Genomic DNA, 14,608 nt, shown 5'->3' with positions numbered 1-14,608 from the left:
CGGGGTTGGTAGCCCTCTGCCTGCGGATGCCTCCATGCAAAGCTTCAAGGACTACTACAAAATTCTGGGGGTTAGCAAGACAGCCACTGCTGAGGAGATCAAGCAGGCCTATCGTCGCTTGGCGCGGAAATACCACCCAGACGTCAACCCCAACGACAAAACTGCTGAGGAAAAGTTCAAAGACATCAACGAAGCCTACGAGGTTCTCTCCGATCCCAGCAAGCGCAGGCAGTACGACCAATTCAGCCAGTACCACCAGCAGGGTGGCTTTCGCTACCGGCGAGAGACCTACAGCAGCCCCTTTGGCGAAAGCTCCTTTGGCGAGGACTTTGGCTTGGGGGGAGGGGGCGTCGATTTCGACCAGTTTGAAGACTTTCAGGATTTTATCGATCAACTGCTAGGGCGAGTGCGCAGCTCTGGCAAAGACCGCAGCAGTCCTTCGGCCAATGCCAACTACGACGCGGAGGCCACCCTCCACCTTTCCATCTCGGAAGCGTTTGAGGGGGGAAAGCGCCGCCTGCGGGTGGGCGGGGATCGCGTGCTTGAGGTGAGCATCCCACCGGGAATCACGCCGGGCAAGCGGATTCGCCTGCGCGGCCAGGGCCACCCCAAACCCAACGGGGGTGCTGGCGATCTCTACCTCAAGATCGAGCTGAAGGAGCATCCCTTCTACCGCCTAGAGGGGTTTGACGTCTACTGCGACCTGCCGCTTAGTCCCAGCGAGGCGGTCTTAGGCGCCCAGGTGGAGGTGCCCACGCTAGACGGGCTGGTGAAGCTGCGCATCCCGCCAGGGACGCAACCAGGGCGGAAGCTGCGCTTGGCAGAGCGGGGCTTTCCCAAGGGCAACGGGGAGCGAGGCGACTTCTACGCGGTAGTTCAGATCTATTTGCCCACGCGGCTTTCGGAGGAGGAACGAGAGCTCTACGAAAAGCTGCAGCGCATCCAGTCCTACGATCCCCGCGCCGCTCTCAAGCTCTAGCTAGGCAGTTGCCTTGGCTAGCTCTGGAGTGGGCGGTTGGAGAGCCCGGTCCAAGAGCTCCATGGGGTGGTAGATGGGGATCCCAGCCTTGCCTTGCAGGCGCAGGTGCTTTTGGATTTGCAAGCGGCAGCCGATGTTGGCGGAGACAATCCCCTGGGCGCCGGTGTTGAGGAGGTTGGCCACCTTTTGGGATCCCAGCTCGTCCGCTACCTCGGGTTGCAGCAGGTTGTAGACGCCGGAGCTGCCACAGCAGAGAGCAGCATCGACGGGATCCCGCAGCTCTAGGCCCGGGATCTGCCGCAGCAGTTGGCGCGGCTCCTGGCTAAGGCGCTGCCCGTGCAGCATGTGACAGGCATCCTGATAGACCAGCACCAAGGGATCCGGCTGCAGCGGATGGAGAGGAGCGGTCAACCCCACCTGAGCAAGAAACTCCTGGATGTCCTTGACTTTGGCCGCAAACTGGGCTGCCTTCTCTTGGTAGTGGGGATCCTTACCCAGGATGTTGCCGTACTCCTTCAGCGTATGCCCGCAGCCAGAGGCAGTGATGAGAATGGCATCCAACTCGTAGCCGGCAAAAGCATCCACCATCTGGCGGGCCAGAGTTTTCGCCTGCTGCAATTGCCCTTGGTGGTGGGGCAAGGCTCCGCAACAGCCCTGGGCAGGTGGGATCACCACCTCACAGCCATTGTGGGTTAAGACGCGCATGCTGGCCTCATTTACCTGGGGGGCAAACAGGCGCTGCACACAGCCAAGAATCAGCCCCACGCGAAAGCGGCGCTCGCCCACCGCCGGGATCCGCTCCGGATAGCGCTTGGGCAAAAGGTGCTCCACCTGCAAAGGGGGCAGCAGCGATTCCATGGCCGCTAGCCGCGGGGAGATTTTTTCCAGCCCCTTGCGGATCCAGGCGCCGATCCCCATCTTTTGGTAGAGCCAGAGGGGCCAGAGCAGCGGTCGCAGCCGCTCCGGATAGGGGAAGAGGAAAAAAATCAACTGGCGGTACAGTCGATCCCAGAGGTTGCGGCGGTAGTTGCGCTCAATCTGAGGTCGGGTAGCGGCAATCAGCTGGTCGTAGCGCACCCCCGAGGGGCAAGCCGTTACACAGGCCAAACAGCCCAGGCACGTGTCGAAGTGGGAAACCACTGCCGCTGAGAGAGAGATTTGGCCCTGATTGAGGGCGTCCATCTGGTAGATGCGGCCCCGAGGTGAGTCCATCTCCTTGCCGAGGACGCGATAGCTGGGGCAGGTGGTCAGGCAAAACCCACAATGCACACAGGCATCGATCAGCTTCGGATCCGGGGGATCCACCCCATCAAAACCCGGCCCTTGCGATAAACTCATTGGCTTCGACCTATCGCGCTCTCAGCTCTACATGGCCATGCAGGGAGACCATTGGCAGCTTGCGATCCTGCCTGCAGTTTTTCTGCATCTTAATCCCAGAGTGAGGGGGCTGATTACATCCCACGGCAGAGCAAAGCTGCCAGGCCTGGCCAGAGCCTCCCAAAAAGGTCAGCTCCCGCCCTTGGGAGGCGGCACCCGGAAGCCACTTGGCAGCTTCTCGCCCTGGGCAGCCGCTTCCAGCGCCGCTAGGAGGAAGGCTTCGAATTGACGCACCGCCCCTAGGTCGCAGTACAGGTGCGTTTTGGCTGCTGCTACAGCCTTGCTGGCAAAAGCGAGGCAGCGTTCTTGGTCACGAGCAAAAGCAAGGGCTGTGGGCGCATAGTCCTCGATGGAGGGGGCAATAGGCGCAATCTCGGCGATCCCCATCTGCTCGTAGGCTGCTGCCACAAAACGCCCACGGGCAAAGCGCCCAGGCCAGGTGACAATTGGTTTGCCGTAAGCCATGGACTCGTAGAGAGTGTTGCCTGAGCCGAAATGAATGGGATCCAGCAAAACATTACAGTGGGCCACCAAAGCCATGAAGCGATCAAGCGGCTGGCCCGGCAGGAAGCAGACCCGTTCGTTGAGGATAGGGGCACTCTTTGCCCAGCGCGCCCTGAGCTGCTCGCTCCAAGCCTTGGTGGGGTCCTCAATCATGACAATGTGGCCCTCGGGGTCGCCCTCAGCAATGGCTGCTAGCACCGCGTCGAAGTCAGGGTGCAGCTTAAACAAAGCTTGAGGGCAGCCGTAGAGCCGGCCGTGCTCTGGCAGGCCCAGTTCTGTGCGGGAGGGAATTGACGTTGGCAAGCTGAAAAGTTGGTAGCAAAAGGGGAGGCGGGTAAAACGCACCAAGCGCTCACTGTAGTAGGCTTCTGCTCCTTCCGGTTCCATCGGCGCATCTCCCCCTAGGAAGTAATCAACTGTATCGATGCCGGTGGTATCCGGATGGCCGTAACTAACCATCTGCACAGGCGCAAGCCGCGCATAGGCCAGAAAGTAGGTGGATGGCCACATGCCAATGTCGGGGTAGAAGAGGGCATCGAGTTCAAGGGCTGCAACTTGTGCTTGCCACTGGGGAAGTCGACCGCTGAGGGTCACCGTTCGGTCGCAAGCAGCTTCCAACCTAGCTCGCAGTTGGTCACGCCCGGCTTGTGGTGGGTAGATGAGGATGACCTCAAAGCGGGAACGGTCAAGCTGAACCAGAAGGCCCTGGTAGAGCTTGCCGATGGTGTGGTTGACAAGCAACTGGGAGCAAAAGCCAACCCGGATGCGCCGACCTGTAGGGAACTGCCAGCGGGCAACATGCGGCGCTTCAAAGTTCAACTGCGGCGCCTTAGCCCGAAAGAGCCGACAGAGACCTTCCATGAGCGCTCGGTCGTCGGCGTTGTGGTAGGCAAGGTAGAAGGAACGAAAGCCGCCGCTGAAGTATTGGGTTGGGTCGGTCAAGGTTCCAGGCAGGTCCAGCAGAGCGTTAAGGCCCTCCCGATAGCGAGCTCGCCAGTGGGCAATGGCCGCTTGGGACTCGGGGATGGATGGTAAGTAAAGCCGACCCGCAATCTGGGTGGCAAGGATCTGCTCGGCCGCATCGGAGGGCTGGGGTCTACATTGGCGGGCCGCCTGTAACACTTCCTCAGCTTCCCCATCCTTTCCTTGAGCTGCCAAAGCAAAGGCCAAAGCTAGATGGGCGTCGAAGTGGTGCGGCTTTTTCTGCAGGGCAAGGCGCGCACAGCTTTCTGCTTCTTGGAGTTGGTCAAAAAGCTCGTAGACTTCTGCCTTTGTCAGGAGGCTCTCAACAAAGTGGGGACAAAGGGTTAGGGCTTTGTCAAAGTAATCCAGCGCCTTGGGAAAGTCATAGTTATCTGCGGCCAATCGTCCAAGGCAGTAGAGTGCTTCTACCCGCTGTGGGTTGAACTGCAGTGCCGCTTGGTAGGCGCTTGCAGCTCGCTCCCTTTCGCCACTTCCCAACAGCGCACTTCCATAGTGGACCCAAGCGTCGGCATAGGTTGGGTTAAGCTCAATTGCCCGCAAGGCAACCGCTTGCGCTTCAGGCCATTTGCCAATCTTTTGCAACAGAGCTGAAAAACTGCTGTATATCTCGGCATCCTTGGGATAAGCCAGCAGTGCCTGCCGGAAGAGAGCTTCACTTTCCTCATAGCGCTCTTGGGCATAAAGAGATAGGGCCAGGGCAAGCAGGGCCTCGCGCTGATTGGGCTCAATGGCAAGAGCCCGCCGAGCTGCCTCTTCCGCTGCCACTGCCTCCCCCTGTGCCCAGCGCACCCGGGCAATAATGGCCCAGGCCAGGGCAAGACCTGGGTTTTTGGCAAGTAGCCGCTGGGCTTTTTCCAAAGCAAGGGCTAGGTTGCCACTGTTGCAGGCAGCTGCTGCTTCCTGTAGCTCGCTGGCTTCTTCCTCGGTGGGGGGCTGCGTTGCTGGCAGAGGGTCAGGAGAGGGAGCTTCTCCCTTCAGGGTGGCGGCCGCTAGCCGCGCAGTTAGCTCGACAACAGCGGGCCCTTCCAAACCGTGGGCGCACGCTTCGGCAAGAACCCGCTCGGCCTCCCCGTATTCACCACACTCCAGCAGGGCTTCAACCAAAGCTAGCCAATATTGACCAACCGTTGGATTGGCGCTGACTGCCGTCATCAAATGGGACAGTGCCGACCGGGGCTGCCCCCGCTGACGGGCAAGTTGGCCCAGAAGGTGGTGGGCGTAGTGGTGGCGGGGGGCAACCTGCAGGATGGCCCGATAGAGCCGCTCTGCTTCTTCCAGGTGCCCCTGCTGGTGGTGGTCAATAGCTTGCTGCAGAAGGTTGCTTAGCTCCATCATCGGCCCTCTAGTTTGGGCAAGGCATAGGGATGAGCAGAATGCCAGTAGTCGACTAGTTGCCCTTGGTGCTCGATAAGCACCTGCTTGGGCTCTATCCCAAGCCTAGCCATCTCGGCAACAATGTCAGCGGCGCGCCATTGGGTTGGGATGATGACCACGTCTGGGGTCTGCGTTTTCAGCTCCTCTGGGCTGACAATTTGCTGGCCAACGCCGGCAACATAGGTGCCAACTTTGTTTGGATCGGAATCGACAACCCAGGTAAGCCAATTGGTCTTAACCCCAAAGTGGTGCATGAAGGCTGCCCCTTTCCCCGTGCCTCCCCAGAGGGCAACTCGCAGGCCACTGTTAGCCAGCTCTTGAAGCTGGGCAGCAATTTTGCGGCGAGCCTCTTGGCTGCCTTGCTCAAATTTGGCTGCTGCTTCAGCCCGGAGCCGCCAGGCTAGCGGTAGCTGCAGCTCAACGATGGCCAACACCACTTCCCCATCGTAGGCGTGCCACAAGCTCACAATTGCACCGACGCGCTGTAGCAGGGCACGCAGCGACTCAGTGCTAAACTGCTGGGGGTGTTCGTAGTAAAAATCCACCAGTCGCCCTGTGGTAAAGACCCGGTCGATACAGGGCACTTCAACAAGCAGGCGCACAGTCTTTCTACAGCAACCTGCAGCCCATGCCAACTGCTGTAGGAAGGCTGCTGGTTGGCTAAAGTGCTCCAGGACATGACGCATCACCACCAGATCCGGCTGGAGGTGCAGCAGATCTTCAACAGGGTCAAAAAGCCGCGCCTCAAATTGAAACTCACTGGGGAAGTCGTCCGGTTGGTGAGGGTCAAATCCAATGTACCGCCCTTGCCGGCGAGCAGCCAAAGACCGCAGAAAGTGACCACAACCGCAGCCAATCTCAACCACGGTTGGGTTCTCAGGTAGGCGGGTCAGCACCTCATCGACCAGTTGCGCCAGATGCCGGTTCCACAAGACCCCGGCGTTGAACATGAGGTTCGGCTGACTGCCGTACGGGACATCCTCATAGCGGAAGGCGCGATTCCAGACATGGCCACAGGCGAGGCACTGCACAAAGTCAAGCCGATAGGGGGGCATGGCCCGTGCCTCCTCTTCAGTACGTGGCCAGCCCAATATGGCAAGTGGCGCAGCCCCTCCGTCAAAAAAAGGGTGAGCCACTGATTCGCCACAGGCAGGACAGGGATCCGTATAAAGAGGAGTCATGCTCTACACTTAATCAAGCACAGTATAAGACATGCTCGTCGCGTAAGGGAAGCGAAAGAGACGGAGATTGCGGAGGCCCAGCACCTCGATCGTTGCCAGTGTTTCACCCGGAAACTGACGCATGTTGAGCTCATCGAACAAGATCACAGCTCCCTTTGGCATGCGTGGCACAAGCAACTCCAGCGCTAGCTTTGTCGGCTCGTAGAGGTCGACATCGAGATGCAGCAAAGAGACAACCAAATGGGGGTTATCTTCAAGATACTTGGGCAATGTAACACGCAGATCGCCCTCAACCAGCTTTAGTTTGGGTATGTGCCCTAGAAAGCGCGTCAAATCATGGATGGACGCGGCACGCATAATGTCGTTGGCCATGCCGCTTTCGACGGCGAAGCCACCGACGCGGGTATGTTCAGAGACTGCTTGGCCTCTTAAATCGACTTCGGACACTTCTGGAAAGCCAGTGAAGGTGTCAAAGCCGATGATCTCGCGCAGGTAATTGGTTGGCTCGAAGATTGAGCTTAGGTGATACCACGTCATGAGGCTGGCGCCACGGGCAACCCCCATCTCAACCACTGAGCCATGAACATGCAATTGCTTTTGGAACACCTCGGCACGCGCCAAAAACTTGGTCAGGCTTTCCCGTGTGACATATTTGGTAAAATTCTCCAGCTTGACGTTGGCACTGCCCGGGCTTTCGGCCCAGTAGCGCTCCAGTTCTGCCAGGCACCTGATATTGGCTTCGCTTTGGTTAGATGACTCACGGATCATACCGCTCAATGGATTGCCATTGCCGCTCATGGGGCGTTCTCCTTTCTGGCAAGTGCTCTCCGTCCTTCTTCTGCCAAATCCTCCCAGCGCCAGCCTCGTTCAATAAAGAAAGGATCGGTCAGATCAGTGTAGCGCAGCGTAACTGCGAACCTTACATCCTCACTGTAGTTCACGTTGGCCGAATGCGGCAGTAGTCCGTCAAAAAGAACCAGGTCGCCCGCCATCAGTTCGAGCTGACGCTGTTCCTTAAACGAAGCAATGACTTCTGGCGGAAGCGTAATCCACTTGTTCTTTCCACTCAGTGCCTCATTGTGGGCGTGCGGCATCAGGCCTCGCTTGTGCTCGCCAGGTGCAACCATCAACCCGCCATTAAAGGCACCGGTATTCTGTAACGGAATGTAGGCCACTACGTGTACGTGTGGGCCGTAGAAACGATCCTGATGCCAGTAGGCAACATGCCACTCGTGGCCAGGCATGCTGATGATCATGAGCAGGCGGGGATGGATGGCAATGCGCTCGCTGCCCAATACTTCCATAACCCAACTGGTGAGCAAACGGCTACTTGCCAGCTCAAACATCCAAGGCCGCCGACTGACCTCCTCGTAAATCCAAGACTGCGCCTCTGGCTTGGCTCTCCAGAGAGCGATCAGTGAACGTGACAAACGACGCACAGGGTCACTTTCTTCACTTGCTGCAAGGCCAAATCGTTTAAGCTGGGTAGCGACCAGCCAGTGCAGGTCGTCTGCTCATTCATTCAGCAAGACAGGCGGAACAAACTGGGGAATATGGCAATAGCCAAGTTCTGCAAATTGCTCCTTGAGTCGCTTCATTTTCACCCTCGCTTATCGTAAAGTCTTCCAAGCCTCTGCTGCCTCCTGGGAGAGAGTGCCGGCATAGTAGCCCTGAATCGGAAAGCAAAACGGTTGATCTTCAGCAGGCTTGCGCAGAACACAGTAAAGCAAGGCGTTTTGGCCAATCTGGTTTTTAGTGACCAGTTCGAGGATATCCTCGCGTTTCCATAGCTGTACGAACTTCAGTGGATTATACTCGACGTAGAGATAGGCCATTATCGTGTAGCTGTTTGCCTGGGCTAGATCCCAGAAAAAGGTCGGCTGCACGTTGTAAAAACCGTGATCGAGCCAGCCGGTAAATGGCAGACCGTGGATCATTAGGCCACCAGGCAGCGTGTAGTCGTGTATGGTTTTCATCACCTGGGCAATATTGAAGATGTGCTCGGCTGTGCCAAGGTTAAAAACAGCATGGTAACGCTGAGGCAACTCGATAGGGAAATTGAGATCCAGCTTGAGAGCTGCCTCCGTGCCATGAAGATCCACCGCTGTCATCGAACGTGGCTGCCAGAAGGTGCGCCAAAAGACCTTGGCGATCTCGAACAGCATTCCAGGGCGCTTAGCCTGAGTAATTTCATCAAGTTGACGGAAGAGGGCAGTACGTTCTTCCTCTTTGGCAAAGCGATAAATGTCTTGGCCAAGCTGCTCGACAGCCACGTCGCCGTACCAGTTGGCCTCGCCCAGTTCCAAACAGTCGCCTCCAAGCGGAATAGCGTTTTGTTGCCGCATTTGGCTAAATAGAACGTATTCGATGGCAGTGATAGCCATGGATCTCTCCTTGTTTAAAGGAAGTTGCAGCAGCGGCATGGCTCTACCTGCAGACGGTTGTCCACCGTCGCGCGCAGTCGGCGATAGCTTGGGCTGTTGTAGATGTCGAGGACATGCTGCTCCCGAACGTTGCCTATGGGGTAGCGTGCCTGGCCATCGGCGCAACAGTGGGCTACCACACCCGTTGCCGTGATTGATATGTCAAACCAGCGAGTGCAGGCTATGGGCGGTGCCGTGGGAGGCGACACATCGACCTGGCCAAGCCAGTTCATGCGCGGAAAAATGCTAACTTCGAACAATGGATACGTTGTCCTTACCCAGGTAATGAAATCCTCATCAGCTGCTGTGCCGTCTCCAACACGGGATAGCACAATGCGCATTGGCAAGCGTCCCTCAGCTTTTGCTTTGTGAAGTCTGTCCAGGCTTTCGCGAGTCCGTCTGTAGGGCAACTTCATCGTTGCCTCGTATTCGTCTGGGCGGTGATCGTTGAAGCTAACCCACAGGTAACCAAGATTGGGAAACTGTGTTAATCGTTCCACAATCCGCTCGTTGATGAGGGAGCCATTGGTAGTCAAGGTGATGGTAGCGTGCGGTAGCTCAGACTGAAGATATGTAAGCAAATCGAAGATCCGTGTATCCAAAAATGGCTCATTAACCTTAAAAGGACTTAATTGAAAGCGATGAAGACGCGGAATGTCTTTGAGGTCATTGACAATTTTTTCTATTAGAGAATCATCCATCTTTGCTCCCTTTCTTTCCAGTGAAGAATAGGGACAAAAGTTGCAGGCAGCGTTGCAACGTGCCATCGTTTCCAGATGGACATGAGCTGGAAAGTCAATGTATGAACTCTCCCGCATCGCCAGAGCTCTGCGCTGATAGTCCAGCAAGTTCGGCGGAATTGTGCTCATCTCACTGTCCTTCTGCAGCATGCAATTGTCTACTCATTAAAACATTGCAACAGGCTCCCCCGTGTGGGCGCTTCGCACCCCTAGCAGGAACGCTGCTGCCTGCGGTAATTCTAACCTAGAGAACTTGTCCGAACTATTCCCTCTGGAGAGCCATGAACTGGCAACACCTCTTCACTCGCGCTTTTTGGGCGGCGACCCTCGCCAGCTTGTGCCTGCCGGGAGCGGTTCTGGCCCAGGCTAACCTGCGGGAGCTCCCTCCGGACTTGGCAGAACAGCTCACCACGGAGCGGATTTTGCAAGCCTGCGCCGCCAACCAAGCCGATACGCTGCCCAGCCCTTTCCCAGACGTGGTGCCGACCGACTGGGCCTACAAGGCAGTGCTGACGCTCTACTACTGTGGGGCCTACCGGGGGGCAATCCCGCCGGAGCAATTCCGGCGTTACCTGGAGCAACAACGGGGATCCCAAACCTAGAAGGCTGGCCCTACTTCAAAGATCGGTACATTTCCTCGATGAGGTGAGCGTAGCGCTCCGCCACAGGGTTGCGCTTAATTTTCAGCGTCTGGGTCATGAGGCCATTTTCCACACTCAGGGGCTCTGGCAAGAAGCGAAAGTCAGCAACTTGCTCGTCGGGCCGATAGCCAGGGCGCTCTTGGATGCGGCGGCGTACTTCTTGCAAGATGAAGCGGCGCACCTGCGGGTGAACGAGCAGCTCGGTCTCGGCAGTAGGGATCCCTTGCTCAGCAGCCCAGGCCTTGAGGGCGTCGAGGTTGGGGTAGATGAGGGCAGCCAATTTTTTTTGGTCTTGCCCGACGATCACAATCTGGCTGATGTAGGGAGATTGCAGGCAGGCATCTTCCAGTGGCTGTGGCTCAATGTTCTCGCCGTTGCGCAAGACAATGACATCCTTGGCCCTGCCGGTGATCACCAGTTGGCCGTCGGGAGTGAGCCAGCCTAGATCCCCGGTTTCAAGCCAGCCATCAGAGCTGAGAACTTTAGCGGTGGCTTCTGGATTGTTGTAGTAGCCCATCATCACCTGCGGGCCACGGGCCAGGATCAACCCCTTTTGGCCAGGGGGCAAGGGCTGCCGGGTTTCCGGATCGACAATGCGAAACTCCGTCCCTGGCAGCGGTGGGCCAGCCGTACCGCGCACGTTGTTGTCAGGACGCCGCGCGCATAGCACTGGCGAGGTTTCCGTGAGGCCGTAGCCATTCAAGATGGAAATCCCAACAACTTCATAGAACAGATCCAGATAGGCAGGTAGGGATGCGCCGCCGCTAATAGCATGTTGAAAATTGGGGCCTAGTGCTTGTCGCACCTTGCGGTAGATGAGCCAATCGGCCAGCCGATGCAGGGGCCAGAGCAGCCAATGTTGCCAGCGAGCCTGTAGGCGCACCCAGGGGCTGACTCCGTAATGCAAAATTGACTGGTTGCGAGCTATCCGTCCAGAGAGCACATGGCTTTCACTGACAGCCATCAGAGCACGGATTAGCCACTGCAGGAGGGGGCTTTTCTCTTTGAATTGCCGCTGGATCCCTTCATAAACGGTTTCCCAAATGCGCGGCACTGCCACCAAATAGTGGGGCTGCTCCTGTTGAAAATCTTGTTTGATAAAGCGGGGGCTGGTATAGACCAGCGTGCAGGCGCGACTAAGGAGAAAATACTCGCAAGCCCGCTCATAAGAGTGCCAAGTGGGCAGAATGCTCAACACCTTGTTCCCCGGTTGGGGCTGTACGACCGCGCCCAAGTTCTCCACCTGGTGCATGAGGTTGCCGTGGCTGAGCATCACCCCCTTGGGCTGACCGGAGGTGCCGGAAGTGTAGATGATGGTGGCCAACTGGGATCGCTCCAACTTGGGGGGCTCGTAGCGGTGTTCTCGCCCTGTTTGCAGCCACTGAGAAAAATTCACTACTCCTGGCTCTTCTTCGTCCGAAAGCAGCAGCAGCCGCTCTAGACCCAGCTCCTCCACAACTGACCGAACCCGTGCCAGCGTCTTCACATCCTGGGCAATCAAAGCGGTGCTCCCAGAATGACGCAAAATGTAGCCCAGCTCCGCTGGATCCGCTACGGCGCTGCGCGGCACATTGACTGCTCCTGTAAACAGCGTGGCCAGATCCGCCATCAGCCAGCGGGGGGAGTTGTCGGCAAAAATGGCTACCCGATCCCCAGGGCGAATGCCCAAAGCCTGTAAGCCAGCAGCCAGCGTCTGAATGCGGCGGAACAGTTCCCCATAGGAAATCTCAAAGACCGGCTGGGCATGGGGATCCCTGAGGGCAGGCTGGTCAGCAAACTTCTCGGCTAGGACTTGCCAGACGTTGAGTAGAGTCGTCTCTGGGGCAGCGGGTGTAGCAGCAGCGGAGACAACGGTCACAGATCCGGGCCGTAAATCACGCTTACACTTTAACAGAGCGCGCACAAACTCGAAGGCAGTCCTCCAGGGATCCCTATGCGCATTGGCGTGCCCAGGGAGATTAAAGAGCAGGAATTCCGCGTCGGCCTAACACCAGCGGCGGTGCGGGTCTTGACTGAGCAGGGGCACCAGGTGTGGGTGGAAACTCAAGCGGGCCAGGGAGCCGGCTTTACTGACGAGGACTATGAGAAGGCGGGGGCCAGGCTGGCTGCTACTCCTGAGGAGATCTACCAGCAGCAGTTGGTGGTGAAGGTGAAAGAGCCCCTGCCTGCAGAGTATCCGCTGCTCCATCCGGATCTGATCCTATTTACCTACTTGCACTTGGCGGCTAGCCGCGAGCTCACCCAAGCCCTCCTGCGTTCGGGGGCCACCTGCCTGGCTTACGAGACAGTGGAGCTGGCCGATGGCTCCCTGCCTCTTTTGATGCCCATGAGCATGATTGCTGGGCGGCTCTCGGTGCAATTTGGTGCCCACTACCTCACCCGCCAAGAGGGGGGGCGAGGCGTACTGCTGGGCGGGATCCCAGGTGTGCCACCGGGACGAGTGGTGATTTTGGGCGGAGGAACCGTGGGTACAGAGGCGGCCAAAGTGGCCGTTGGCCTGGGAGCGCAGGTGCAGATTTTGGACATTAACCTGCAGCGGCTCAACGAGCTGGAGCTCATCTTTGGATCGCGAGTGGAGTTGCTCTACAGCACCCCCCAAACCATCGAGGAGTGCGTTCGCAAGGCCGATCTCGTGGTGGGAGCGGTGCTGGTGCCGGGCAGGCGGGCGCCGATTTTGGTGAGGGAGGAGTTGGTGGCCCAGATGCGGCCCCGATCCCTGATTGTGGACGTCGCGGTGGATCAGGGAGGCTGCATTGCCACCACTAGGGCCACCACCCATGCCCAGCCGGTTTACGAAGCCTACGGCGTGTTGCACTACGGCGTTCCCAACATGCCAGGGGCTGTTCCCTGGACCTCAACCCAAGCCTTGGTCAATGCCACGCTCCCCTACATTCTCAAGCTGGCCAACCTTGGCCTGGCCGCTGCCCTGGAACAAGATCCAGCTTTGGCCAAAGGGCTTAACATTCGCTCCGGCAAGCTCATCCACCCCGCCGTGCGGGCTACTTTCCCCGACTTGGCCAACTAGCTTTAGAGGCTGCCACTACTGGTGCTCGAAGACGTTGCTATACCCCAGCAGATCCAGCTCGACGAGGGTGGGAAGGTGCTGGAAGCAACGCTGCGCCAGTTCCCAGCGCTCCTCTCGCTGCAGCATCTGGGCCAACTTGTGGCGCACCGGGATCAAGTAGCGGACGTCGTTAGCTGCGTACTCCAACTGCTCCGCCGAGAGGGCATGGACAGCTCCCCAGTCAGAGCTCTGGGCTGCCTTGTTCAACTCGACCCCGCACAGCTCGCTCACCACATCTTTGAGGCTGTGCTTGCTGGTGTAGGTGCGAGCCAGTTTGCTGGCAATCTTGGTGCAGAAGACCGGCCAGACTTGGATCCCCAGGTGGTAGCGCAGCATGGCCAGGTCAAAACGGGCATAGTGGAAAATCTTCTCGATGCCGGGATCCGTTAGCAGCTTGGCTAGGAGAGGGGCCTGCCTGACGCCGCGGCTAAACCGCAGCAGCACCACCTCACCGGCAGCGTTGGCAAGTTGCACAACACAGAGTCGATCCCGCTGCGGGATCAAGCCCATCGTCTCTGTGTCCACCGCCAGGTAGGCTTCTCCGGCCAGGGCTTTGACCAGGTCGGGGGTGAGATCGTCGTCGCAAATCTGGAAGGGCTTCAGGGCCACGGGGAGCTCCCCTCAGGGCAGAGAAGGTGCTTGCTTTTCCAGAGCAGTTGCCAGCAGCCTCCAGCCCATCTGGGCTACCAGCTGGCTTTGACCACGCCAGGTAGCAGGCCGCGGTGAGCCATCTCCCTCAGGCTGTTGCGGCAGAGGCCAAAATCCCGGAAGTAACCGCGGGGACGGCCCGTTTTCCAGCAGCGGTTACGCAGGCGGGTGGGCGAGCTGGAGCGCGGCAGCTTTTGCAGTTGGGCATGCAGCTCCATGCGGGTGGCCTGGTCGAGGTTGGGATCAGCCAGCGCTGCCTTCAATTGCTGGCGCTTTTCGCGATATTTTTCAACCAAGCGCTGGCGCTTTTTCTCCCGCTCGATCATGCTTTTTTTAGCCACGGCTCACCTGTTTCCCCAATTTTTCAGCTCTACTAGGATAACGAGCAGGGGCAACTGGCAGCAAGGGGAGCCTGCCTATGGGTTAGGGGCACGCTAGTATTGCCGCCTGCGTGGTGCTTGCAAGCCACCGCTGCTGCTGGCCGCGAAGTGCTGGCGGATGCTACGCCATTACCTAGCAGGGATGGAGCTGGTACTGCAGGCGGGGTTCTCCTCTAGTCCTTGATTCACCGGACAATTGGCCACTTTGTGGCATAACCAACCTTCTGCCTCGACGTAGATGGGCTGAGCGAGTAGGCTTGCGAGTACATCTTTTCTGGTAGGCACTTTGCCTAGGCTAAAGTTGGCTCCGTCT

General features: G+C 58.1%; 13 protein-coding genes. 3 read left to right on the top strand and 10 right to left on the bottom strand.

Features of this window, described 5'->3' with window-relative positions; all coding sequences use genetic code 11:
- Positions 1-34: 34 nt before the first annotated feature.
- A complete protein-coding gene (locus NW804_RS03605; RefSeq protein WP_414395011.1) occupies positions 35-979 on the top strand; it encodes a DnaJ C-terminal domain-containing protein in 945 nt (314 codons plus the stop codon).
- Here NW804_RS03605 and NW804_RS03600 read toward each other — a convergent pair whose 3' ends face one another.
- The 7 genes from NW804_RS03600 to NW804_RS03570 all read right to left on the bottom strand — a co-directional run bounded on the left by NW804_RS03600 (position 980) and on the right by NW804_RS03570 (position 9,691).
- Positions 980-2,317, bottom strand: a complete 1,338-nt coding sequence (locus NW804_RS03600; protein WP_414422885.1) for a (Fe-S)-binding protein — start codon at positions 2,315-2,317, stop codon at positions 980-982.
- 168 nt (positions 2,318-2,485) lie between these two features.
- On the bottom strand, positions 2,486-5,179 hold the full coding sequence (locus NW804_RS03595) for a tetratricopeptide repeat protein (RefSeq protein ID WP_414422884.1): 2,694 nt from the start codon (positions 5,177-5,179) through the stop codon (positions 2,486-2,488).
- Positions 5,176-6,399, bottom strand: coding sequence for a class I SAM-dependent methyltransferase (locus tag NW804_RS03590; RefSeq protein ID WP_414422883.1), 1,224 nt, complete (start codon positions 6,397-6,399; stop codon positions 5,176-5,178). Before NW804_RS03590 ends, NW804_RS03595 begins: the two co-directional genes overlap by 4 nt.
- Positions 6,400-6,408: 9 nt before the next feature.
- Positions 6,409-7,197 carry a TylF/MycF/NovP-related O-methyltransferase gene (locus NW804_RS03585; protein WP_414422882.1) on the bottom strand — a complete coding sequence of 263 codons (789 nt, stop codon included), beginning with the start codon at positions 7,195-7,197 and terminating at the stop codon, positions 6,409-6,411.
- Positions 7,194-7,745, bottom strand: coding sequence for a phytanoyl-CoA dioxygenase family protein (locus tag NW804_RS03580; protein WP_414422881.1), 552 nt, complete (start codon positions 7,743-7,745; stop codon positions 7,194-7,196). Before NW804_RS03580 ends, NW804_RS03585 begins: the two co-directional genes overlap by 4 nt.
- 264 nt (positions 7,746-8,009) lie before the next feature.
- The gene (locus NW804_RS03575; protein WP_041436669.1) at positions 8,010-8,783 is read right to left on the bottom strand and encodes a hypothetical protein; all 774 of its coding nucleotides are present in this window, start codon (positions 8,781-8,783) and stop codon (positions 8,010-8,012) included.
- Positions 8,784-8,797: 14 nt separating this feature from the next.
- Positions 8,798-9,691, bottom strand: a complete 894-nt coding sequence (locus tag NW804_RS03570; protein WP_414411107.1) for a radical SAM/SPASM domain-containing protein — start codon at positions 9,689-9,691, stop codon at positions 8,798-8,800.
- 152 nt (positions 9,692-9,843) lie between these two features.
- Between NW804_RS03570 and NW804_RS03565 the strand changes: the two genes are divergently transcribed.
- Entirely contained in the window at positions 9,844-10,164 is a 321-nt protein-coding gene (locus NW804_RS03565) for a hypothetical protein (RefSeq protein ID WP_414420826.1), read from the top strand.
- 10 nt (positions 10,165-10,174) lie between these two features.
- On the opposite strand, the gene NW804_RS03560 is transcribed toward NW804_RS03565, so the two are convergent.
- Positions 10,175-12,061, bottom strand: coding sequence for an AMP-dependent synthetase/ligase (locus NW804_RS03560; RefSeq protein WP_414422880.1), 1,887 nt, complete (start codon positions 12,059-12,061; stop codon positions 10,175-10,177).
- Between the two features lie 75 nt (positions 12,062-12,136).
- On the opposite strand from NW804_RS03560, the gene ald reads away from it, so the two are divergent.
- A complete protein-coding gene (gene ald / locus NW804_RS03555) occupies positions 12,137-13,228 on the top strand; it encodes an alanine dehydrogenase (RefSeq protein ID WP_414420828.1) in 1,092 nt (363 codons plus the stop codon).
- Between the two features lie 15 nt (positions 13,229-13,243).
- Here ald and NW804_RS03550 read toward each other — a convergent pair whose 3' ends face one another.
- Both NW804_RS03550 and rpsN read right to left on the bottom strand, forming a co-directional pair.
- Positions 13,244-13,876, bottom strand: coding sequence for a ribonuclease D (locus NW804_RS03550; protein ID WP_414422879.1), 633 nt, complete (start codon positions 13,874-13,876; stop codon positions 13,244-13,246).
- Between the two features lie 74 nt (positions 13,877-13,950).
- On the bottom strand, positions 13,951-14,256 hold the full coding sequence (gene rpsN, locus NW804_RS03545; protein WP_414406312.1) for a 30S ribosomal protein S14: 306 nt from the start codon (positions 14,254-14,256) through the stop codon (positions 13,951-13,953).
- Positions 14,257-14,608 lie beyond the last annotated feature (352 nt).

The sequence above is a fragment of the Synechococcus sp. WC10meta genome (assembly GCF_047461475.1).
This window is presented reverse-complemented; position numbering and strand designations above follow the sequence as displayed.